At 49.0% G+C, this 20,608-nt stretch carries 17 protein-coding genes; 12 read left to right on the top strand and 5 right to left on the bottom strand.

Translation table 11 applies throughout. The annotated features are described in order from the left end of the window. Positions 1-126 precede the first annotated feature (126 nt). Positions 127-993, bottom strand: a complete 867-nt coding sequence (locus L0U89_RS08005) for an alpha/beta hydrolase (protein ID WP_234861057.1) — start codon at positions 991-993, stop codon at positions 127-129. Positions 994-1,248: 255 nt separating this feature from the next. Here L0U89_RS08005 and L0U89_RS08010 point away from each other — a divergent pair, with 255 nt between their 5' ends. Next, positions 1,249-2,082, top strand: a complete 834-nt coding sequence (locus L0U89_RS08010; RefSeq protein WP_234861058.1) for a sulfurtransferase — start codon at positions 1,249-1,251, stop codon at positions 2,080-2,082. A gap of 33 nt (positions 2,083-2,115) precedes the next feature. Next, the gene (locus L0U89_RS08015; protein ID WP_234861059.1) at positions 2,116-2,442 is read left to right on the top strand and encodes a hypothetical protein; all 327 of its coding nucleotides are present in this window, start codon (positions 2,116-2,118) and stop codon (positions 2,440-2,442) included. Between the two features lie 103 nt (positions 2,443-2,545). Here the strand turns inward: L0U89_RS08015 and L0U89_RS08020 are convergent, their stop codons facing one another. The 3 genes from L0U89_RS08020 to L0U89_RS08030 all read right to left on the bottom strand — a co-directional run bounded on the left by L0U89_RS08020 (position 2,546) and on the right by L0U89_RS08030 (position 8,405). Next, a complete protein-coding gene (locus tag L0U89_RS08020) occupies positions 2,546-4,252 on the bottom strand; it encodes an amidohydrolase (RefSeq protein ID WP_234861060.1) in 1,707 nt (568 codons plus the stop codon). A 177-nt stretch (positions 4,253-4,429) separates the two neighbouring features. Then, a complete protein-coding gene (locus L0U89_RS08025) occupies positions 4,430-7,234 on the bottom strand; it encodes an outer membrane beta-barrel family protein (RefSeq protein WP_234861061.1) in 2,805 nt (934 codons plus the stop codon). Positions 7,235-7,637: 403 nt separating this feature from the next. Beyond that, positions 7,638-8,405 carry a GLPGLI family protein gene (locus L0U89_RS08030; protein WP_234861062.1) on the bottom strand — a complete coding sequence of 256 codons (768 nt, stop codon included), beginning with the start codon at positions 8,403-8,405 and terminating at the stop codon, positions 7,638-7,640. Positions 8,406-8,534: 129 nt separating this feature from the next. On the opposite strand from L0U89_RS08030, the gene L0U89_RS08035 reads away from it, so the two are divergent. The 9 genes from L0U89_RS08035 to L0U89_RS08075 all read left to right on the top strand — a co-directional run bounded on the left by L0U89_RS08035 (position 8,535) and on the right by L0U89_RS08075 (position 17,663). Beyond that, a complete protein-coding gene (locus L0U89_RS08035; protein ID WP_234861063.1) occupies positions 8,535-9,998 on the top strand; it encodes a sensor histidine kinase in 1,464 nt (487 codons plus the stop codon). Beyond that, on the top strand, positions 9,995-10,675 hold the full coding sequence (locus L0U89_RS08040) for a response regulator transcription factor (protein WP_234861064.1): 681 nt from the start codon (positions 9,995-9,997) through the stop codon (positions 10,673-10,675). The genes L0U89_RS08035 and L0U89_RS08040 overlap by 4 nt, the downstream gene beginning before the upstream one ends. Before the next feature lie 140 nt (positions 10,676-10,815). Further along, positions 10,816-11,427: a fumarylacetoacetate hydrolase family protein gene (locus tag L0U89_RS08045; protein ID WP_234861065.1), complete on the top strand. Its 612-nt coding sequence runs from the start codon at positions 10,816-10,818 to the stop codon at positions 11,425-11,427. Next, positions 11,414-13,276: a M23 family metallopeptidase gene (locus L0U89_RS08050; RefSeq protein ID WP_234861066.1), complete on the top strand. Its 1,863-nt coding sequence runs from the start codon at positions 11,414-11,416 to the stop codon at positions 13,274-13,276. The genes L0U89_RS08045 and L0U89_RS08050 overlap by 14 nt, the downstream gene beginning before the upstream one ends. 25 nt (positions 13,277-13,301) lie before the next feature. Beyond that, positions 13,302-13,751: a thioredoxin-dependent thiol peroxidase gene (gene bcp / locus L0U89_RS08055; RefSeq protein WP_234861067.1), complete on the top strand. Its 450-nt coding sequence runs from the start codon at positions 13,302-13,304 to the stop codon at positions 13,749-13,751. Between the two features lie 10 nt (positions 13,752-13,761). Beyond that, entirely contained in the window at positions 13,762-14,613 is an 852-nt protein-coding gene (locus L0U89_RS08060; protein ID WP_008625746.1) for a transketolase, read from the top strand. A gap of 1 nt (position 14,614) precedes the next feature. After that, the gene (locus tag L0U89_RS08065) at positions 14,615-15,583 is read left to right on the top strand and encodes a transketolase family protein (RefSeq protein ID WP_234861068.1); all 969 of its coding nucleotides are present in this window, start codon (positions 14,615-14,617) and stop codon (positions 15,581-15,583) included. A 140-nt stretch (positions 15,584-15,723) separates the two neighbouring features. Further along, entirely contained in the window at positions 15,724-15,972 is a 249-nt protein-coding gene (locus L0U89_RS08070; RefSeq protein WP_234861069.1) for a ribbon-helix-helix protein, CopG family, read from the top strand. 128 nt (positions 15,973-16,100) lie between these two features. Further along, positions 16,101-17,663 carry a glycoside hydrolase family 99-like domain-containing protein gene (locus L0U89_RS08075; RefSeq protein ID WP_234861070.1) on the top strand — a complete coding sequence of 521 codons (1,563 nt, stop codon included), beginning with the start codon at positions 16,101-16,103 and terminating at the stop codon, positions 17,661-17,663. 57 nt (positions 17,664-17,720) lie between these two features. On the opposite strand, the gene L0U89_RS08080 is transcribed toward L0U89_RS08075, so the two are convergent. After that, positions 17,721-19,364, bottom strand: coding sequence for a M28 family metallopeptidase (locus tag L0U89_RS08080; protein WP_234861071.1), 1,644 nt, complete (start codon positions 19,362-19,364; stop codon positions 17,721-17,723). Positions 19,365-19,570: 206 nt separating this feature from the next. Here L0U89_RS08080 and L0U89_RS08085 point away from each other — a divergent pair, with 206 nt between their 5' ends. Then, positions 19,571-20,605: an alpha/beta hydrolase gene (locus L0U89_RS08085; protein WP_234861072.1), complete on the top strand. Its 1,035-nt coding sequence runs from the start codon at positions 19,571-19,573 to the stop codon at positions 20,603-20,605. The last annotated feature ends 3 nt before the right edge of the window (positions 20,606-20,608 follow it).

The raw sequence follows: 20,608 nt of genomic DNA on the forward strand, positions 1-20,608 counted from the left end.
GCTATTTGTAGAGGAACCGCCCGTTTTGGGGAAGCAAAGGAATCATCCCCAAACCACTTCGATGTCCTGCCGAATTTCCTATTGGTTTTAGTGGTTTTGAATTAGTTATAACTGTTTATCAGCTTGTTAACGCTGATGGAATCCCTCCGAAACGAAAGACAGGACATCAGGAAGCGATGTTCTCCAATAGCCCCAAGTGTGGCCCCCATCTCGGATTCGGAACTCATGGGGAATTTCCTTTTTTCGGAGCTCAATATGTACCAAACTGTTACCCTCATACAAAAAGTCATCATCCCCACAATCGAAAAACCAACGCACTGACTTCATATCCTTTGGGTCGTTGGCTGCGATTTGTTGGAGGGCATTGTGCCTTTGGTAATATGCTTCCAATGTAGATGGGTTTTTGACTTCGACTTTGTTTTCCGCTAGACCCTTTTTATAGTCCTCAAATGAAATATTCCGAAGGGCGGCACTCAAAGGGCAGGCCGCAGAAAACATCTCCGGATGGTGCATGGCATAGAAAAAGGTGCCGCCCCCTCCCATCGAAAGTCCTGCAATAGCCCGAAACCGCTTCTCGGCCTTGATGCGGTAGCGTTTTTCGATTTCCGGAATAAATTCCTCAAAGAAAAAGTCCTCATACCGCCATTCATTGTTGACGTCGTTAAAGTATCCGCGCCTGCCCGTATTGGCATCCGGCATGACAATGATCATAGGAGTAGCTATTCCCTCGCGGATTGCTTTGTCCGCAATGTGCTGCACCTCTCCAAACTGCACCCAGCCCGTTTGGTCATCTCCTCCCCCATGCAATAAGTATAGAACAGGATAGCTACGCTGGGAACTTTCATAGCCTGGCGGCAGATAAATCGCAAATTTGCGATCCATGCTAAGGATTTTGCTGGGCAGGCTGAGGTTATCAAATACCTTGCTCTCCTGCGCAAAGGCAGAAAATCCGATTAAAAAGGCAACTAGGGCTAAGGTTAATTTGTGCTTCATGATCGTGTGGACTTTTTGGGCAAAAGATTTGAAATCAAAGTTCAAACTATCCCAAAAAGCCAAAAAACACCATGCATAACCCGACAAATGGCGAACATTGGAAAAATACGGTTCAAAATCGGGGAGAAAGGATTCAGAAAATGTAAGTGCATCCAAAATGTGGGACAAAAGTTTCCGTCAATGAAAAAGAATTGGGACTGCAAGTCCGGACTTTAGGCCTCTCTTACTATTTTTACCCTACTTTCTTTTGACATCATGGACATTACCCCAATCATTTCAGCCAATGATCTGCTGACCATCAATTCGGGCAGCTATGTACTCATTGACGCCAGTTTCGGCAAGGCCAACTTCGAAAAGAAGCACCTTAAGGGGGCACTGCACGTCGACCTCAATGCTGACCTCTCGGATATCAAGGAAAATGCTGCAAATGGCGGCAGGCATCCGCTGCCAAGCCCTGATGCCTTTTGTAGCCTGCTTTCCAAGCTTGGAATCGAACCTGAAGACCATGTGTTTGTCTACGATGACAAAAATGGAGCCAATGCCGCCGCTCGATTTTGGTGGATGATGCGGGCCATAGGTCATCAGAAGGTACAGGTACTGGATGGAGGATTGGCTGCTGCCGAAGCGGCAGGTTTTCCGCTGGAAGCGGGAATCGGACCAGCCCCAAAGTCCACGACCTATCCAGCCAAATACTGGAACCTCCCCCTGTCCAATCTTGAGGAAGTCGAGCGCGTGTCACAAAACCCGGATTATCTCGTGATCGATGTCAGAGAGAATTTTCGCTACCGCGGTGAAAGCGAGCCGATCGACTTGGTAGCTGGGCACATCCCTGGTTCGGTCAACGTCCCCTATTTTTCCAACCTGGATGAAAAGGGATTTTATCTTCCCGCTGAACAGCTAAAAACAAAATACGCTGAATTGGTCGGAGGTAAAAAAGCCGAAAACATTATCGTCCACTGTGGTTCTGGAGTGACGGCTTGCCATACCTTATTGGCTTTTGCACAAGCTGAGATGGACATTCCCAAGTTATATGTGGGCTCTTGGAGCGAATGGTCCAGAAATGACAAACCTATACTTAAGGAGATGTAAAAAAATCAAAACAAAATTCGTCCATCCAATCATATGAAAACCGCTCTGCTTGTTACGACCATTTTATACTTGGTGTCATTCCTATACACCGCCTACCTGCTCTCAATCACACTTTTTGTCCATTTTGCCAACAAAAACTTGGGGCATCAGGATGAATATTTTGGTGACGTAACCAACACTATCTACCTGGTTTTGACACTTGGGTTTGGGCTTTTCGCTGGAATCGGGTGGTATGCCTACCGACACCCAAACCTACATGCAGTATTCAAGTGGCTGGTTTTTATTCCTTTGGGGCTCGTGTTGGCATACCTGATCTTTGCCATTTTCATCCTCATTTTTGGAGCCGGGAGGTGGAATTAAGGTCAGTCGCGGAAAAAGTCTTTCATACTCTGAATAACCGATTGCTGAACACCTGATGTTGGTGTTCAGCAATCGGTTGGCAAGAGAAGCCTAATCAATTTTATCAATCCGCCTGATAGACGATCTTCCCTCCTACCACGGTCATTTTCACTTTGGTGCCCAAAATCTCATTCTCGGGAATTTCCATGATATTCTTGTCAAAAACGGTAAAATCAGCCGCTTTTCCGACCTCAATCGATCCTTTGAAATCCTCCTCAAACTCCGCATAGGCGCCCGCCAAGGTGTAGGAATGCAAGGCTTGTTCCCTGGTCAATTTCTGGTCTGGTTCATAGCCTCCCTCGGGTAGCATTTTGAGCGTCTTTCTCGACACGGATGCATAGAAAGAGGGTATCGGATCCAAAGGCTCCACTGGTGCATCGGTCCCATTCGAAATTACGGCTCCCGATCCCAGCAATTTCTGCCAGACATATGCCCCATCCTTGATACGCTTCGGGCCCAGCCTGCCGATGGCCCAAGGACGGTCAGAACTCAAATGGATGGCTTGTATCGCTGCGATGACGCCCATTTCCCCAAACCTGGAAATATCATCCACATGCAAATGCTGGGCGTGCTCCACGCGAAAGCGGTGATCTTTGATGTCGGGGAATTTGGCGAAAACAGCCTCATAGCGATCCAGCACCTCACGATTGGCACGGTCACCGATGGCGTGGGCACAAACTTGGAAACCCGTCGCCAGTGCTTTTTCCGAAACCTGCGTGACGATGGACATCGGTAGGGTTTCGTGGCCCCGTTGCCCGGGTTTGTCGCTGTAGTCTTCCAACAACCACGCGCCCCAAGGGCCCAAGGCACCATCGCAGTTTAGCTTGATCGAGCGGACCGTGACCATGTGCGCGGGATCAATCAGGGGGCCTTTCTTGTACCATTCCTCCAAAAGCTCGGGCTGACGTCCGGTCAACATGATGTACATCCTTGACGTCAACTTACCTTCAGACTTGAATTTCTCCACCAAATCGATAAAGTCCTGCCCGCTCCCTGCATCGTGAAAGGAGGTGATGCCTTTTTCCGCAAGTTCCTTCAGTGCAAGTTCCAGGGCTTTTTCCATGCGCTCGGGTGTATCTTTCGGAATAAGCTTGGATACCAATCCAGATGCCCTTTCTACCAAAATCCCTGTCGGATTCCCCAACTCGTCCCTGACAACTTCTCCGCCCTCTACTTCCTGTTGGGGGTTTTCACTCCTGAGGGGATTGATGCCAGCCATTTCCATGGCTTTTTTGTTCACGAAGGAAGCGTGTCCCGATGCATGGGCGAGATAAACGGGATTATCGGGCGTGACGGCGCTCAGGGCCTCATGGGTCTGAAAACCTTGGACCGTGTTATCAGGCATTTTCAGCCATTTGTCCTGATGCCAGCCTCTACCTGTAATCCATTCCCCTGGTTCGGCCTTGGCGGCAGCTTCTGCGACTTTTTCGATCAGTTCATCATAGGTCTGCACATACATCAGGTCGATGTCGAGTTTGTTGTAACCGATGCCCATCAGGTGCCCATGGGATTCGATAAAGCCCGGCGTCATGGTTTTTCCCTGCAGATCTATCGTCTCTGTGTCTTTGCCGATCAGCGACTCGATTTCCTGCCGACTGCCGACCGCGACGATCATCCCGTCCTTGACGGCCACGGCTTCGGTCTTTGGATTGGATTCGTCCCCAGTGTAGATGACACCGTTGACATACACTTGATCGGCAGGATTTTTCGGTCCGGGGTTACAGGCAAAAAGGATCAACCAAAGTAGCCCGAAGAAGTAGGTGTTTTTCATAGATCGCTAAGTCTCTCCTCGAAGCTATGCGATAGAAACAGAAGAACCAAAACCAATGTTGAATTTGGGCACGGGATGGATTTGAGTGGAAACTTTATTACTTCGGTCACTTGGCAATAAACAGCGAACTTGAGGAGGTACCTTGACAAAATGGAAATCGAAAACATTGCTTCTCCATCAATTCCCCATCCTGATCATCCTCATCCCGCCCCCTCCCGGTCTAGGTATATTGTTCATTGGGTTGCTGCCAAGCTTGTAGGTGAAACTCAGGAGCACAAATCTGCCGAGATTGTTGGTGACGGTCTGTTCTACGTAGTTGACATCCGCCCTTTGGGACACACCCACGTTTTGGTTGAGCAGGTTTTGGCCGGATAGCTTAATTTCGCCCTTGTTGTTTTTCAGGATAAACCGCGATACCGAAAGGTTGAGCAAAGGAATTGTCTCGCTGAAATCGGTCGTCTCGCTGCGGTAAACGAGGTAGTTGAAATTGCCTCCGATCGTATATTTTTTCAAAAAATTGACCGTGGCCTCCGCATTGTAGCTTTGGTTGAAAAAGAGTTGGTTTTGCTGGGGATTGAAGGAATAACCCGTGCGCTGACGGCTGAGGTTGGCACTCAAGCCGATCATGAGGTATTCCTCCCAATTGTAGTCATAGCGTATGTTTCCACCAAAATTGGAAATCTTGATTTCGTCTTCCTGGCCGTTGATCAGATTGAGTCCACGCTGGTAAACGCCATTGGGACCGATGCTAAAGCGGCTGTTGAGCGGCTTGATCGGAAATCCAAAATTCACGTTGCCGTTGGCGGTCCATTGGTCTTTCACGTTCACCGGCATGACGGTGCGGACGAGGTTTTCATCGATGGTCTGGGAATTGACGATCGCGTTTTTGGTATAGTTGACATTCGCGTTGGCAAAGAAACTGATGAATTTGCCCATATCGAAGCTGTTGTAATTCAGCCGCACATTGTGCAGGTAAGCGGGTTTGAGTTCTGGATTACCCACATAGAGATTCAAGGGATCGGCATTGTTGACCACGGGCTGTAGCTGCTCGATGGTCGGTTCCGTGACCGAAGTGCCATAGTTGAAGCCCAGGTTTTTGGTATTGCTGAAGTTGTAATTGAAGCGCAGGCTGGGAAGAAAATTCTCGAATCTGTTTTGGATACGCTCGTCCACGAGCAAAAGATCACCTTTCAGTCTGGTGGCCTGCCAAGCCACCCCAGTCACTAAATTATAGTTTTGTCGATTCCAACTCAGATTCGCTCCTGGCCTGTGATAGGTATAAATGCTGTTGAATTTATTGCTCAAATCGGTGTTCAATACAAGATTTTCTTCCTCCCAATCGTACACTTCCTGATTTACACGGTTGTGGTTTTGCCTAAAATTGTACACCAACTCCAGGTATTTCCGTCCACCGATAGGCTGTGTGTAGGAAAGGTTGGTCCCATAGTTCAAGGCATCCCGATCTTGGAAATTTTGTTGGCGGATAATCTCCGTACTTGGGGTGCCGGTAAAAAACTGGTTCTCGGCATACAGGCTGCCTTCGTAGTCACTTTGATTTGCACCCAAGTTAAAATTGGCGGAAACGGTCCTTCCCGGCTTTTTGAACCGATGCCGGAGGAGGAAATCGGTATTGAATTGGAAATTGTCCCCTGTATTCAGGTTGGTGCGCTCGCCGGAATTGAGCGTATTGTCTTGGGAATCCGAGTTACGTGTGATGCTGTTGGTAGCGCGATCAGATTGGGTATAGGTCAAGTTCGTGGTCGATCGGAATGAATTCAAACTGTCAATCTGGTGGTCCACAATCAAGTTGGCGCGATGGTTCGCATTCATATTGTCCTGACGGCTTTGCTCATTGAAATTCAGGTTTCCCTGCGGAAAAAAATTGATCCGATCGGAGTTTTGTTGGATGTAATGGTCGAGGTAATTGAAAAAATAGCTCCCTGTCATCTTGGTTTTCTTGCTGAATTCATTGTTCAGGTTGGCACCAAATGCATGGGAATTCATGATTCCGTTCATCCTTTGACCGGTATTCAAGGGAATGCTGCTGGTGGCACCCGGACCGCCTACGACTACGCGCACCATTCCACCGGAAGAAAAGCTCTGGATACCGCCGTTGAAATTGATGTAATCCTCGATCGAGAATCCCTGCTCGTTGGTGTTGTTGGAAAGGCCTAAGAGCGATAGTTGGCTTTTCTCGGTAAACTTGTTGACGTTGCCTTTGAGCGCATAGCGGTTGTCGGTTCCATACCCGGCAGTGACATTTCCAAAGTATCCCCGCTTGTGGCTGTCCTTGAGTTGGAGGTTGATGGTTTTTTCCCTTTGGCCGTCGTCGATTCCGGTAAATTGAGACTGGTCCGACTTGCGGTCATAGATCTGGATTTTGTCAATCGCTTCCGCCAAAAGGTTTTTGGAAGCCAATTTTGGATCATTGGCAAAGAATTCCTTGCCGTCCACCATGATCCTGCGGACCGTTTCCCCTTGGGCCTTGATATTCCCCTCACTGTCCACTTCCACGCCCGGTAGCCGCTTCAGCAGGTCTTCCACATTGGCATTCGGCTGGGTTTTGAAGGCCGCCGCGTTGTATTCTATGGTGTCTTTCTTGATCGTGACCGGTGCTATTGCCTCGACAGTCACGCCTTCTAATTCCTCCGTGCTTTCCTCCAACTTGATCGTTCCCAATTGTGAAATGGGCGAATCAGTGGGCTTTTTGACCAATTGGGAAAAAGTCCTGTAGCCAACAAAACTGATTTGTACCAAAAGCTCATCCTCGCGCAGGTTTTTCACCTCGAATCCTCCCTGCGGATTGCTGACGCCAAAGGTCACCAAAGTAGAATCCTTGGGATCGAGCAGCGTAATCGTCGCGGAAGGCAAACCCTTGGCCTGCGTATCCTGAATCACACCCTGGATCGCCCAGCGCTGCGTCTGCGCCAGGATATTGACCGACATGAAAAAGAAAAAAAGAAAAGTGGTAGTGGTTTTCATAGTGGTTTAGGAAATAGTCGATAGTCCATAGTCCATAGTCGATAGTCCATGGCCGCCGTAATCGAAAATCAATACTTGTGTTTGGTTATTGGATTATTGAGTTACTGGTTACTGAGGAGAGATAGTCGATAGTCCATAGTCGATAGACCATAGTCCATGGCCGTCGCAATCGAAAATCAATACTCGATTCGTATTCCCTATACTTGGTTCTTTGTACTTCGTACTTGGTACCCAAATAGTCCATAGTCCATGGCCGCCGTAATCGAACATCAAAACCCGATTCGGACTAGCAATACTTGGTACATCGTACTTGGTACTTGGTACCCATCTCGCTTCTCGTCTCTAGCTTCTTCATTCTTGCGTCTTGAGTCTTGAGTCTCATATCTCAAATCTCCCATCTCCGCTAATTCCTAATAATCATCCTCATTCCCCCAGGTCCGCTTTGCGCACCCATTTTTTCCATTTGCTCCTTGACCATCGCTTGATAGGCTTCTTCGGTGAGTTCCTCTCCGCCTTTTGGCTCCTTCAGTTCGTTTTTCTTCAAAGCCCGCAAATCTAGCTTGTCAGCCGTGATCAGCATTTCCCCTTCGTTGACATCTACCTCCAAAATCAATCCCGGCAATCCATGGAAACCTTCAGGACCTATCGGAATTCTCAGGTCCTCGGTATACCATGCCCGGACTTTGCGCTGGTTTTCGTCCGTGAAGCTCGCATCCTTGCAGGCATAGCCGAGCAATTGTTTGGTCTCGGAACCAAGCTTCCAAGGAATCCGCTTTGGCTCCTTTTTAATGATGTACTTTTTGCCCATAAAATCCCGCAATTGCGTCATCAGGTCCGCATCCCGGTTGAGGTAGGTTTCATTTTGGAGTACCATGCGGATTGTTCTCATACCGCCGCTAGGCGCCGTTCCGGTCCAAGAACCTCCCCCGCCGTTGTCAAATGGATTCTCGTCCGCTGGCAGGGGCTTGAAAAGGCTTTCCATCTCATTGAACAAAAGTTGGTTTTGCACCGAGTTGAATTCCGGGATCATTTTTTTCATTTCCTCCTGGTCAGGTGGGATGCGCTTGTGCATGTTGATCTTGGTGGTGTACGTGATTACACCTTGCTTAACTTCCTCGGTGATGAAGCCTAGCGACAAACAGGCAAAAACGGCTAATAGGTACTTTTTCATGGCTTTCGAATTTTGGATGGCTCAAAGATATGAGGGCGAAAATTCCAACTAGGTTAATCAACCTGAATACAAGGTTAATTAAGGTTAATGGAGCGGCGCATTGCTTCCAAAAGCCAATATCTTTGTCCCATGCAGGAAAGAAATCGGATCTATTTGGGCTTGATGATCAGCAGCATCGTGATTTTGCTGCTCCTCCAGGCAGCTTGGCTGCGATCGGTCAACCGTGGCCAAAAAGCAGCGTTTAGGCAGGAAACCTCGCTATTGCTCAAGAGCACCGTGACGGCCCTGATGGATTCCCTTTTTCTAAAAGGTCTGAGACCCTCGGGTTTTCCGCCACTTCCGGCCGTCGACAAACCGGACAGTTTGATGGGTGGAGTGGTTTGGAGCGATACCTCCCGCATTATCCACATTGATTTTATCGGAGATTCGACTAAAGCGAAAGACACCAAGGACATTGATCCCGAAAGCATCCAGCGGATCAAGATCATCGCAGGACCGCGCGTGGATTCCAAGGATTCATTAAAGATCAACCTTAGACCGCTGGTGCAGGGAGTCGATACCCTGAAGTCGGTAAATTCATTCATCTTCCGCCTGAATGAAGAAACTGTAAATGCGGACGTGGTGCAAGCGGCTTTCAATGAGGTCCTGAGAAACAACGCATTGCCAACTACAGCGAAAATCAGAAAGGCCAGAAGACACGAGCAATTCGAAGAATTGCCTGAGAAAACGATTATCCTCGAGGACGTCCCCGTGCCTCCAGGTAGCAGAATCCAAGCTTATTTCGAGGATGTCGAGGGTTTCTTTTGGAGAAACCTGCTTCCACACTTGGTTTTCTCCTTGCTGGTCTTGGGTTTTATCGGCGGCTCGCTACTCATTATGTATCGAAACATGATCAAGCAGCAGCAGCTCAACCTGCTCAAAAACGACATCATCAGCAACATCACCCACGAACTCAAGACCCCCGTCGCGACCGTTTCGCTGGTGTTGGAGTCGCTGGAGAACTTTAGTGCCAAGGACCAGCCTGAGACCAGGAAAGAATACCTCCAAATCGCAAAAAACGAACTCAAAAGGCTGACTTCGATGACCGAAAAGATCCTGAACTCCACCGTTCACGGACAAAGAAGTGGCGCGCACATGGAACCGGTAGATTTGGAGAAGCTGGTCAAGGAAAACGTCAATACCCTGAAACCAATCCTTGAATCCGAGGGATTTGATTTTGAATTGGACCAAAAAGGGGTTGCTTTTGTCGTGCAGGGTCAAGCTGAACAGCTCTCGATGGTCATCTTCAACCTGCTGGACAATGCCATCAAATACAGCAAGGAGACCAAGAAGATCAAGGTCACCCTCAGTGAACAGGGAAATTTTGTCTCGCTCAGTGTCGAGGACAAAGGCATAGGAATTCCTGAGGGCTACCAAAAGGAGATTTTCGGGAAATTTATACGTGTGCCCCAAAAGGACATCCATGATGTTAAGGGCTATGGCCTCGGCTTGGCGCAAGTCGCCGAGGTCGTCAAAGCCCACGGTGGCAAGATTTCTCTGGAAAGCCAAATCGGCCAAGGTTCCGTTTTCACCATCAAACTGCCAAAATCATGACCAAAATCCTCTATGTGGAAGATGAGCCCGCCTTGGGCAAGATCGTGAAAGAAAGCCTGCAAAGCAGAAATTACCAAGTGGCCATGGCCGAGGATGGATTGGCGGGATTAAGGCTTTTTTCCCAGGAAAAAGTCGATATCTGCGTCCTGGATATCATGCTGCCAAAGATGGATGGCTACACGCTTGCCGCCGAAATCCGCAAGACAGCCCCGCACATGCCGATCATCTTCCTGACCGCCAAAAGCCAGGTCGAGGATGTAGTGAAGGGTTTCCAAACGGGTGGAAATGATTATCTCAAAAAGCCCTTCAGCCTCGAGGAACTGATCGTACGGATCGAAAACCTGCTTGCTTTGACCAAGGGTCAAAAGTCCGAAAACAAGCAGGAAATCGTTTTTGGGAGCTATGTCTTCAACCCAGCCAAATTTGAACTCCGCAACGGCAAGGGCGATATCAAGCGGCTATCCTACAAGGAAGCCGGCATCCTGATGCTGTTGCTCGAAAATGCCAACCAAACGATCGAGAGAAAGGAAATCCTATTGAAGCTTTGGGGAGACGACAGTTTTTTCAATTCACGAAACCTCGACGTCTACATCACCAAGCTCCGCGACTACCTCAAATCCGACCCCCAAGTCCAAATCATCACGATCAAGGGGATTGGGTATTATTTTTCGTTCTAAGTTAAGTTTTGCAAAACACCCGAATTCGCACTAAGGCGCTCCTTAAATTTCACCCATCCACTGATCAAAAACCATCCGGCGCGTCCCCTCCTATTCGCCAAAATTCCCTTTCTTTGCCACTGAAATTTTTATAGCCAATTATGAAAATCATTGCCATTGGCCGCAACTACGCGGAGCATATCGAGGAACTGAAAAACGAGCGCCCATCGGCCCCGGTGGTCTTCCTGAAGCCTGATACGGCTCTGCTCAAAAACAACGCGGCTTTCTTCCATCCCGACTTTTCACAAAACATCCACCATGAGGTCGAACTCGTGCTCAAGGTCTCCAAAGAAGGCAAGAATATCCAAAGGCAGTTTGCCCATCGGTACTTCGACGAGATCGGTATCGGCATCGACTTTACGGCTCGTGACCTGCAGGATACCTGCAAGGCAAAAGGCCTTCCTTGGGAAATCGCCAAGGCATTCAACGGCTCGGCGCCCGTGGGGGAATTTCTTCCCGTAAGCCGTTTTGCGAAGTTTGACGATATCAATTTTCACCTCAAGATCAACGGCCAAGTCCGGCAAAAGGGCAATACGGCCATGATGCTGTTTGATTTTGGCACGATCATCGAATATGTGTCCAAGTTTTTTACCCTGAAAAAGGGCGACCTGATCTTCACCGGAACGCCCGCGGGTGTATCCAAAGTGCAGATTGGAGATCGCTTGGAAGCGTTTATTGAAGACGAAAAACTGTTGGATTTTGAAGTCAAGTAGCTTTCTCTTTATCATCCTGCTCGCGGTTCCCTTTTGGCTTCAGGCCCAAAGCAACTATCTGTTTCCTGTCAAGCCGGGGCAGACCAATCTCCTCTCAGGGAATTTCTCCGAAATCCGTCCCAACCATTTCCACTCGGGCATTGACGTGAAGATCGGTGGCGTCGACGGAGAACCCATACTCGCGATCGAAGATGGCTACGTGTACCGCATCAAACTTTCTACGCTCGGCTACGGCAACATCGTCTATATCAAGCATCCCAACGGGCAATCCTCGGTGTATGCCCATTTGCGCAACTTTTCGCCCAAGATCCAGGAATTCATGCGGCAGGAGCTGTATGTGGCGGAAAAGAACGAGTTGGAAGTTTTCCCCGATCCCTCCTTCTTGCCTGTCAAGCGTGGGGAAGTGATCGGAAACGGGGGAAATACGGGCAGCTCGGGTGGCCCACACCTGCACTTCGAGATCCGTGACAGCCTCGACCGGGCAATCGATCCCTTTTCATTCAATTTCAAGGAGTATTCCGACAAGACCGCTCCCGTGCTCTACAAAGTGGCTTTGAAACCGCTGGATGCCCAAGCGCGGGTCAATGGAAAGTTCCAAAGGATGGAATTTACGCCCGTTTTGGAAGGCGGAAGGTACATCCTGAAATCACCCGTGAAAATCAGCGGACGCGTGGGCTTGGAAGTGCATGCCATCGACAAGATGGACATGGTATCCAACGTCTTTGGGGTACCGACTTTTGAAATGAGTGTGAATGGCAACAAACATTTCCGCGTGCACTTGGACCACCTCGACTTCAACAAAGGACGGTTTTTCCTGACCCACATGCACCAAAACAGGTTTATCCGTCTCTACCGCTATCCCAACAACCAACTGGCAATCTACAGCCCCGATACGACTTATGCCGGCGCCATCGAGGCCCGCATCGGGGAAAGGAAGGATATCAGCGTGCTGCTACAGGATTACTTTGGCAATTCACGGACATTGAAACTACAAGTGGTAGGTGAAAAAGCACCTGAAATCATCGGTTCTACGGCACCAAGCCCCAACAAAACCACCAAGGTCTCCTACGAGCGGGAGACCATGGTCATCGAAACGGGGAGTTCGGAAGCAGGTACCTTGGCCAAGGTCTTTGTACGGAGCCAGGAAATGGAAATTCCTCCCGCCTACACCGCCGATGGGCGCAGGACCTATCTTTGGGATATGTACTTTGGGGTTCCGGATTCGATTGACCTTTGTACCGAAATCATCAAGCCGCAGGCAATCGTGCGGATACCTTTTGGTGAGGAATATTCCTTCGCCAACAGGGATGTGGAAATCAATTTTGCCGAAAATGCGCTCTTGGATGATCTTTTTCTAAGGGTGGACCACGGCAGCAATGGAAATGGCCCCACTTTGAAGATCAACAGCTCTTCCGAATACCTCCGCAATCCGATCGAGGTACTGATGCGCGATACTGGTTTTTCGGGAGACAAAACCACCACCCATGTGTACCATCTGGCCGACAATGGCCGAAAAACCTTCGTGGGCGGCGAATGGGAATCCGACAATATTCGGTTCAAAACCAGAAATTTTGGTACTTTTGTGCTCGATTTTGACCGGACCAAACCGAGCATTTCTCCCGTGCGGGTAAATGCTTCCGAAATGAGATTCATCATCAAGGACGACAAATCGGGAATAAAGGATTTTGAGGCGCGTGTCGATGGGAAATGGGTGCTGATGCGGTACGAACACAAGCAAAATGTCATTTGGTCCGAAAAATTGGATAAACAACCTTTCAAGGGAGAAGTTCTATTGAAAGTGCGGGACCAAGCCGGCAACGAGGCCGTCTACCGTACCAAAATCCAATAATCCTAAACCTCAAATTTTCAACATCATGTTACTTACAGTAGGAAGTCCAGCCCCAGCTTTTGAAGCCAAAGACCAAAACGGCAACACCATCAAGCTTTCTGATCTCAAGGGAAAAAAAGTCATCCTTTACTTCTATCCAAAAGACAGCACGCCCGGCTGCACCGTCCAGGCCTGCAACCTGCGCGACAATTATGATGCCCTGATCAAAGCAGGCTATGTGGTCCTAGGCGTGAGTTCCGACTCAGCAAAATCACACCAGAAATTCATCGCCAAAGAAAACCTCCCCTTCTCCTTGCTCGCGGACGAAGACCTCAAGGTCCACGATGCCTATGGCACTTGGGTCGAAAAATCCATGTACGGACGCAAGTATATGGGTACCGCACGGACGACCTTTGTGATCAATGAGGCGGGCATTTTGGAAGAAATCATCGAAAAAGTAGATACTAAAAACCATACCAGCCAAATCCTCAAATAATCCCAGCCCAATGCAACAAGTTTCAATCGATCAACTCCAAAAAATCTCTTCCCAAGTCAGAAGGGACTGCCTTCGGATGGTACATGCCGTCCAATCCGGGCACCCCGGCGCAGCACTCGGCCTGACAGAGTACTTCGTGGCGCTGTTTTTCAAGGAAATGCAGCACAACAACCAATTCGACATGGATGGAAAAGGCGAAGACCTCTTCTTCCTGTCCAATGGCCACGTGTCGGCCCTTTGGTACAGCGTCCTTGCCCGAAACGGGTATTTTTCTACCGAGGAACTCGGAACCTTCCGCAAGATCAACTCAAGGCTTCAGGGCCACCCAGCAACCCACGAAGGCTTGCCGGGGGTACGAATTGCCTCAGGTTCCCTGGGACAGGGACTTTCCGTGGCCATCGGCGCTGCGCAAGTGAAGAAACTCAACCAGGACGACAAGCTTGTCTATGTGGTCATGGGTGATGGCGAGCAGCAGGAAGGTCAGATTTGGGAGGCGGCAATGTATGCGGCGCACCACCATGTCGACAACATCATCGCGGCGATCGATTACAACGGTCAGCAAATCGACGGTCCAACCAAAAAAGTCATGGACCTCAAGGACCTCAAGGCCAAGTGGGAAGCATTTGGATGGGAAGTGATCAGCATCGAAAAAGGAAACGATATGGCCGCCGTGTTGGAAGGTTTGGCAAAGGCCAAATCCATGACTGGAAAAGGCAAGCCAGTCCTGATACTCCTGCATACCGAAATGGGCTACGGCGTTGACTTTATGGTCGGCACCCACAAATGGCATGGCGTGGCCCCAAGCGATGCCGAACTGGAAAATGCTTTGTCACAATTGGAAGAAACTTTAGGCGACTACTGAGATGGAAAAGACTTTGGATCTGAAATTTACCTATACCGAAAAGAAAGATACCCGATCCGGATTCGGGGACGGATTGCTCGAAGCAGGCCGCAAAAACCCCAACGTGGTTGGTCTTTGTGCCGATCTCATCGGTTCACTGAAAATGGGTGCCTTCCAAAAGGAATTTCCCGATCGGTTTTTCCAAGTGGGAATCGCCGAAGCCAATATGATTGGTCTCGCGGCAGGGATGACGATTGGAGGGAAAATCCCCTTTACGGGAACTTTCGCCAACTTCTCCACCGGACGCGTCTATGACCAAATCCGTCAATCCGTGGCCTATTCGGACAAAAACGTGAAGATTTGCGCTTCGCATGCCGGACTTACCCTTGGCGAGGACGGTGCCACGCACCAAATCCTCGAGGATGTCGGCATGATGAAGATGTTGCCGCATATGACGGTCATCGTCCCTTGCGATTACAACCAAACCAAGGCTGCAACTTTGGCTCTCGTGGACCATGTCGGTCCGGCGTATTTGCGGTTTGGACGCCCTGTATGGCCGATCTTTACGCCCGCCAACCAGAAATTTGAGATCGGGAAAGCCTGGAAGATGATCGAGGGCAAAGACGTCACCATCTTTGCTACGGGACACTTGGTGTGGGAGGCTGTAGTCGCAGAGGCCATGCTGCGCGAGGAAGGAATCTCAGCCGAGGTGATCAATATCCATACCATCAAGCCTTTGGATGAAGAAGCTATCCTGGCTTCTGTGGCCAAAACCGGCTGCGCGGTATCAGCCGAGGAACACCAAATCAACGGTGGCCTTGGAGATAGCATAGCGCAAGTTTTGGTAAGGAATCATCCCGCACCATTGGAATATGTCGGCGTCAATGATTCCTTTGGCGAGTCCGGCACCCCTACCCAATTATTGGAAAAATACGGCCTGAACGCTGCCAATATCGTTAAGGCTGCGAAGCAGGCAATTTCAAGAAAATAACATTACCGAAAGCAGATTTTCAAAACCCTGAAGGATTATGCTTCAGGGTTTTTTTACTGCCTTCAATTCGATAAAATTTCCCTTATCCACTTGATAGACAGTGAAAACGCCGCTATCTTTTCACAAAAAAATGACATCCGATGCTGACAATCAAAATTGAACAAGAGATGGCAAAAGAATTGGATTTCCTTGCGAAACGAAAGGGAATCTCTACGCTCGATGTTGTGTCGGATGCACTCGCGTTTTACATCAAAACTGAGAGAAAAAAGCTATCCGCCTACGAACTCGGCAGAGACCTGTTTGAGATTGGGGAGATTGCAAAAACAGATTTGTCAGTTAAGGTCAAAGAAAACGTCAAGGTGCGTCTTAGCAAAAAACACAACCAATGACGATTACATGATCGTTTCAAATGTGCAGCATCTAGCCTAAATTTTCCACCTTGTCAATTTATCAGCTATTTTTAGGGCAGTTATATCAAATAGCTTCCTGAAATCAGTTATCAAACCTTTATCGATCGATGAAAATCCAACTGACATTTTCCTACTTTCTCCTCGCCTTTGTGATGGTTTGGGGAAGCAGCTCCGATAACTTTTTCAAAAGGTTGTTTGGTTCGGCAAATCGGACCACCAATCTCCAGGAAAATCCAGTTCCGGACCAAGCACAAAAGGAAAACAAGGTCGGCGTATTCTTCATGCCATCCTGGAACCTCTCCCCTGACCCCAACGTCGATATTGATAGCTTTTGGTCTTGCCTGATCAACAACGACAACTGCGGCCACACCCACAATACAGGCATGTGGGGACCAAAAGGCAGGATCTTCAACGCACAATATCCCTATGAGGGCCCATTTCTCGAGCGCAAGCCCATCAAGGAACTTGGTGGCTTTTACAAACGCAATGACCCAAAGGTCGCGCGCAAGCAGTTGGAATACATGAAATCCTATGGCATCGATTTCTTTGCCTATGACTGGTTTTTTGGAAGGCATTACTATTACCATTTGAACTTTGGCCCTCAATCCAATATCTACTATCCCAAAAACTGGCGCACCGATCCTACCAAAAGCGGCCGCGTGGCTGTACCAGGCGTAGAGGAATGGATCGAGCAATTGGATGTGCTATTGGCCGAAAACGCCAAGCTGCCCGAGTCCAAGCAAATGAAGTGGGCCATCAACTGGTGCGACGACAGCCATGAAAAGTGGATGCTTTGGCTGGATGTGGGAAGCCCTGCAAGCATCTCCGCCGGCAGAAATTACCGTGGTGAGGCGCCTACAAAGCAGCTTTTCCTCCAAGTTCACGACAAGATCACGCAACTCTGGATGGACAAGTATTTCAAAAGAAAAGATTACCTCCGCGATCCTGACGGCCGTCCAATTGTCTATCTGTATTTCCCGCAGGATCTGGAATCTAGGGCAGCCTATTATGGGATTACAATGAAGGAGCTCCTCACCCGCTCACAGAATATGGCGAAGTCGGCAGGGTACGGTGGGATCAAATTCATTGCCGTCACTGCAGGCCCGATGATGCAGCATGAGATGCTGTATGCATTGCCTACCAAATGGCGTCCGACCAATCCCCGGGAGCCTTGGAGAGGTGGCGAGTATACCGACAAGCTATTGCTGCAGGATTACAATCCAAGGCTCAAAGCGATGGGGTTTGAAGGAAACACTACCTATGTCTACCACATGTTTGAAAAGCAGCATAACCGGAGCTATGCAGACATGCGCGAAACCTACCGCCTGCATTGGGAAAAATGGTCTGAACTCTACAAAGATGACCCGAATTTCGAATACCAAGTTCCTGTCGCCATGGGTTGGGATATGCGGCCGATGGGTGGTACATGGCCACAGCCTACCGGATTTCCCAGCGAGCCTGACAAAGACCGCGTCCACAGCACCAAGGCCACCTTCAAGGCCAAATTACTCGATGCCCAAAAACATTCCGCCAAATACCGGGCAACCAATGGCAATACGATCATGATTTGTTGCTGGAATGAGTACCTCGAGGGGAATTACATCGAGCCAACAGAAGGACATGGTTTTGATTACCTGGAGGCGATTCAAGAGGTGTTCGCAAAAAAATGAGTTTCCAGTGATGCCGGAAACTCATTTTCAAAAAAACTTCAGCATGAACTGGAACACCTACTTTTTCATGTAGGCGTCGCGGATTCCCTTAAACTCTGAACCCTCTTTCCACTGGGGCCATACTTCCGAGTTGACGAGCCTCTGGCCCACGTGGAAGTACAGGTCAATTTCCTCCAAAGCTGCCTCCAAATCCCAATCGCCCGGCTTGTAGCCATCAGAAGGCTTGTGGTAGTGATTGGTGATGTAGTCCTGTTGGGCTTTCAAGCCAAATTCTTTCCCTTTTTCGGCATGGTCAATGCCTGTCCCGAAGTACAAAGCCGGTACCCCAACTTTGGCGAAATTGAAGTGGTCGGACCGGTAATAATAGCCAGCTGAAGGTGTCGGCTCAGGGGCGCTATACCTTCCCCTTTTCTGAAGTTCGTCTTCCAGCAGATCCTCCAAGTCAGACTGTCCAGGTCCAATAAGCGACACATCCTTCATTTTTCCGATGTGGTTGACGCCGTCGATATTGATGTTGGCAATGGTTCGCTCTTTGGGGAAAATAGGATTTTGGGCATAATAGGCAGAACCCAACAACCCTTGTTCCTCGGCCGTCACCGCAAGCATCACGACCGAGCGCTCAGGTTTGTTTTCATTGAATGCCTTTCCCAAAGCCATCAATGCAGCGATACCGCTGGCATTGTCCAAGGCGCCGTTGTAGATGCTGTCACCGGACGCATCAGGCTTGCCGATTCCCAAATGGTCCCAATGCGCTGTATAAACCAGGTATTCATTGGGTTTTTTAGTGCCTTCGACCATCGCAATCACATTTTTGGAAACCGCATAACTTGCAGTGACGGTCATCGAACTACTCGCCTTCAATCCCAACGAAACCGGTTTGAAGCCTTTGACCTTGGCCTGTGCAAGCATTTCATCCCCGTTCATCCCTGCCCATTCAAAAATCTGCTTGGCTGTAGGCAGCGTGACCCATCCCTCAAAAGTAGCTTTGTAGATGTCTTTTCCCCGATTGTCGAGGTAAAGTTTACTGCCGTTCCAGCTATTTTGGACCACATTGAATCCGTAACCGGCCGGTTCGGTATCGTGGATAATCAGCGTGCCGAGTGCACCCTGCCGAGCCGCTTCCTCCAATTTATAGGTCCAGCGCCCGTAGTAGGTCATGGTGTTTCCCTTGAACAAATCTGTTGACGTACTGCCAAATCCCGGATCATTGACGATGACCATCACGATTTTTCCCTTGACGTCCAGGTTTTCATAGTCGTTCCAGCCGTATTCGGGCGCCACGATGCCATAGCCTGCAAAGACGATTTCGGCATCCTCAAAAGCGACCAATGAATCAGTCCGCTGTGTCCAAAGGACATAGTCCTTAAGGCCTTCCAAGGTGTAGTTACCGCCTTGTGACTTTATCGACATGGTAGGTGCGGGCGTTGTCTTGATGGATACCAAGGGCACATCCTGAAAATAGGAATCCCCGTTTCCCGGCTTCAAGCCTAGTTTTTTGAATTCGGATTCGATGTATTGGACGGTTTTTGTTTCGCCTTCCGTAAATGGCATGCGCCCCATCATTTCGTCCGCCGATAGCGCAATGACGTGCGGTTCGAAGTCCGCGACTTGAAACTGCTGCTTTTTTTCAGTATCCGTTCCGCAGGCAAGGGTCAGCAGAGTGCCGAGAGCAAGGAAATGTGATGTGTATTTGAGTTTCATATTCAATGTTGATTTTGTCCAAACTTAGGAATTTTTTCACCAAAGCACACAGCGTATTTCGCCGGAAGGATAGCCTCGCATCTCTGTCCGCTGAGTCACTTATTCACCACCGGTATTTGTCGGCTAACCGATCTAATCCGGTACCTATCACGCTCTCGGATGAAGATGTGGTGCGATTTATTTAACTTCGGTAAAAAATCCATCACATGAAAACAGCGCTTCGTATCCTGCTAGCTCTCGCGATTGTATTGGCAATCGTGTACATGCTCGGACCAAAATCCAAACTTGAGGAACTTGGAGGGGAGTACCCCAGCGTTCCGACGCGATTGGGGGAAATCGAGGCATTTGTCGCTCAAAAAGAAGACACCGTCAAGGGTCTTAAACCAGGCAACAAGGCTGAAATCATTTGGGCGGATAGCTTGGACAGAAGCAAGACACGCTATTCGATTGTCTATGTGCACGGCTTCGGAGCCAGTCAAATGGAGGGGTTTCCAGTGCACCGCGAGGTAGCCAAGCATTTTGGTGCGAACTTGTATTTGGTAAGACTTCCCGAACACGGCATTGATCGGGAAGATGGTTTCAGGCACTTGACCGCCCAAAAGCTGGTTGATGAAGTCAGGCAGGCCTATATGGTTGGAAAGAGCCTGGGTGATTCAGTAATAGTAATTGGTACCTCAATGGGGGGTGCTCTGAGTTTAGTATTGGCTTCGGAAAGGCCGGATATGAAGGCACTGGTACTTTATTCACCCGCCATTGAAGCGAAAAGCAAGACACTGGAAGTGTTTTTCCAGCCATGGATGGGCTATTTGGCTGAAAATTTCCAATATGAAAATGGCACGTTGGTCAATAAAAGAGAGGGAGAAAAAGCAAAATACTGGTCAGAACAATATCATATGAACGCCTACCGTAGCCTTGCCGTCCTCATCAAAAGCAAAATGAACGCGGCCACCTTCAACAAGGTCGGACAGCCGCTTTTTCTTGGCTATTACTACAAAAATGAGCAGGAGCAGGATGATGTGGTTTCCGTACCGAAAATGTTGGAAATGTTTGATCAAGTATCGACCCCAACCGAGCTGAAACGGAAGGTAGCATTTCCCGAGACCGGAGACCATGTGATCGCTTCCCAAATTACCTCCAAGGATTGGCAATCCGTCAGGGACGAAACCATCAGATTCTTGGAGGAAGTGGCAGGTATACCGGTTCCAATGAAAACCGAAGTTATTGAAAACCAACAAGATTGATAT

Source organism: Mariniradius sediminis, from assembly GCF_021491425.1.
Taxonomy (GTDB): domain Bacteria; phylum Bacteroidota; class Bacteroidia; order Cytophagales; family Cyclobacteriaceae; genus Mariniradius; species Mariniradius saccharolyticus.

What these genes read in the sequence shown, in the direction of transcription:
- L0U89_RS08080 (WP_234861071.1), bottom strand. Translation starts at nt 19,364, where the DNA reads ATGAAACTCAAATACACATCACATTTCCTTGCTCTCGGCACTCTGCTG.
- L0U89_RS08020 (WP_234861060.1), bottom strand. Translation starts at nt 4,252, where the DNA reads ATGAAAAACACCTACTTCTTCGGGCTACTTTGGTTGATCCTTTTTGCC.
- L0U89_RS08030 (WP_234861062.1), bottom strand. Translation starts at nt 8,405, where the DNA reads ATGAAAAAGTACCTATTAGCCGTTTTTGCCTGTTTGTCGCTAGGCTTC.
- L0U89_RS08040 (WP_234861064.1), top strand. Translation starts at nt 9,995, where the DNA reads ATGACCAAAATCCTCTATGTGGAAGATGAGCCCGCCTTGGGCAAGATC.
- bcp (WP_234861067.1), top strand. Translation starts at nt 13,302, where the DNA reads ATGTTACTTACAGTAGGAAGTCCAGCCCCAGCTTTTGAAGCCAAAGAC.
- L0U89_RS08045 (WP_234861065.1), top strand. Translation starts at nt 10,816, where the DNA reads ATGAAAATCATTGCCATTGGCCGCAACTACGCGGAGCATATCGAGGAA.
- L0U89_RS08025 (WP_234861061.1), bottom strand. Translation starts at nt 7,234, where the DNA reads ATGAAAACCACTACCACTTTTCTTTTTTTCTTTTTCATGTCGGTCAAT.
- L0U89_RS08075 (WP_234861070.1), top strand. Translation starts at nt 16,101, where the DNA reads ATGAAAATCCAACTGACATTTTCCTACTTTCTCCTCGCCTTTGTGATG.
- L0U89_RS08015 (WP_234861059.1), top strand. Translation starts at nt 2,116, where the DNA reads ATGAAAACCGCTCTGCTTGTTACGACCATTTTATACTTGGTGTCATTC.
- L0U89_RS08010 (WP_234861058.1), top strand. Translation starts at nt 1,249, where the DNA reads ATGGACATTACCCCAATCATTTCAGCCAATGATCTGCTGACCATCAAT.
- L0U89_RS08070 (WP_234861069.1), top strand. Translation starts at nt 15,724, where the DNA reads ATGCTGACAATCAAAATTGAACAAGAGATGGCAAAAGAATTGGATTTC.
- L0U89_RS08065 (WP_234861068.1), top strand. Translation starts at nt 14,615, where the DNA reads ATGGAAAAGACTTTGGATCTGAAATTTACCTATACCGAAAAGAAAGAT.
- L0U89_RS08035 (WP_234861063.1), top strand. Translation starts at nt 8,535, where the DNA reads ATGCAGGAAAGAAATCGGATCTATTTGGGCTTGATGATCAGCAGCATC.
- L0U89_RS08085 (WP_234861072.1), top strand. Translation starts at nt 19,571, where the DNA reads ATGAAAACAGCGCTTCGTATCCTGCTAGCTCTCGCGATTGTATTGGCA.
- L0U89_RS08060 (WP_008625746.1), top strand. Translation starts at nt 13,762, where the DNA reads ATGCAACAAGTTTCAATCGATCAACTCCAAAAAATCTCTTCCCAAGTC.
- L0U89_RS08005 (WP_234861057.1), bottom strand. Translation starts at nt 993, where the DNA reads ATGAAGCACAAATTAACCTTAGCCCTAGTTGCCTTTTTAATCGGATTT.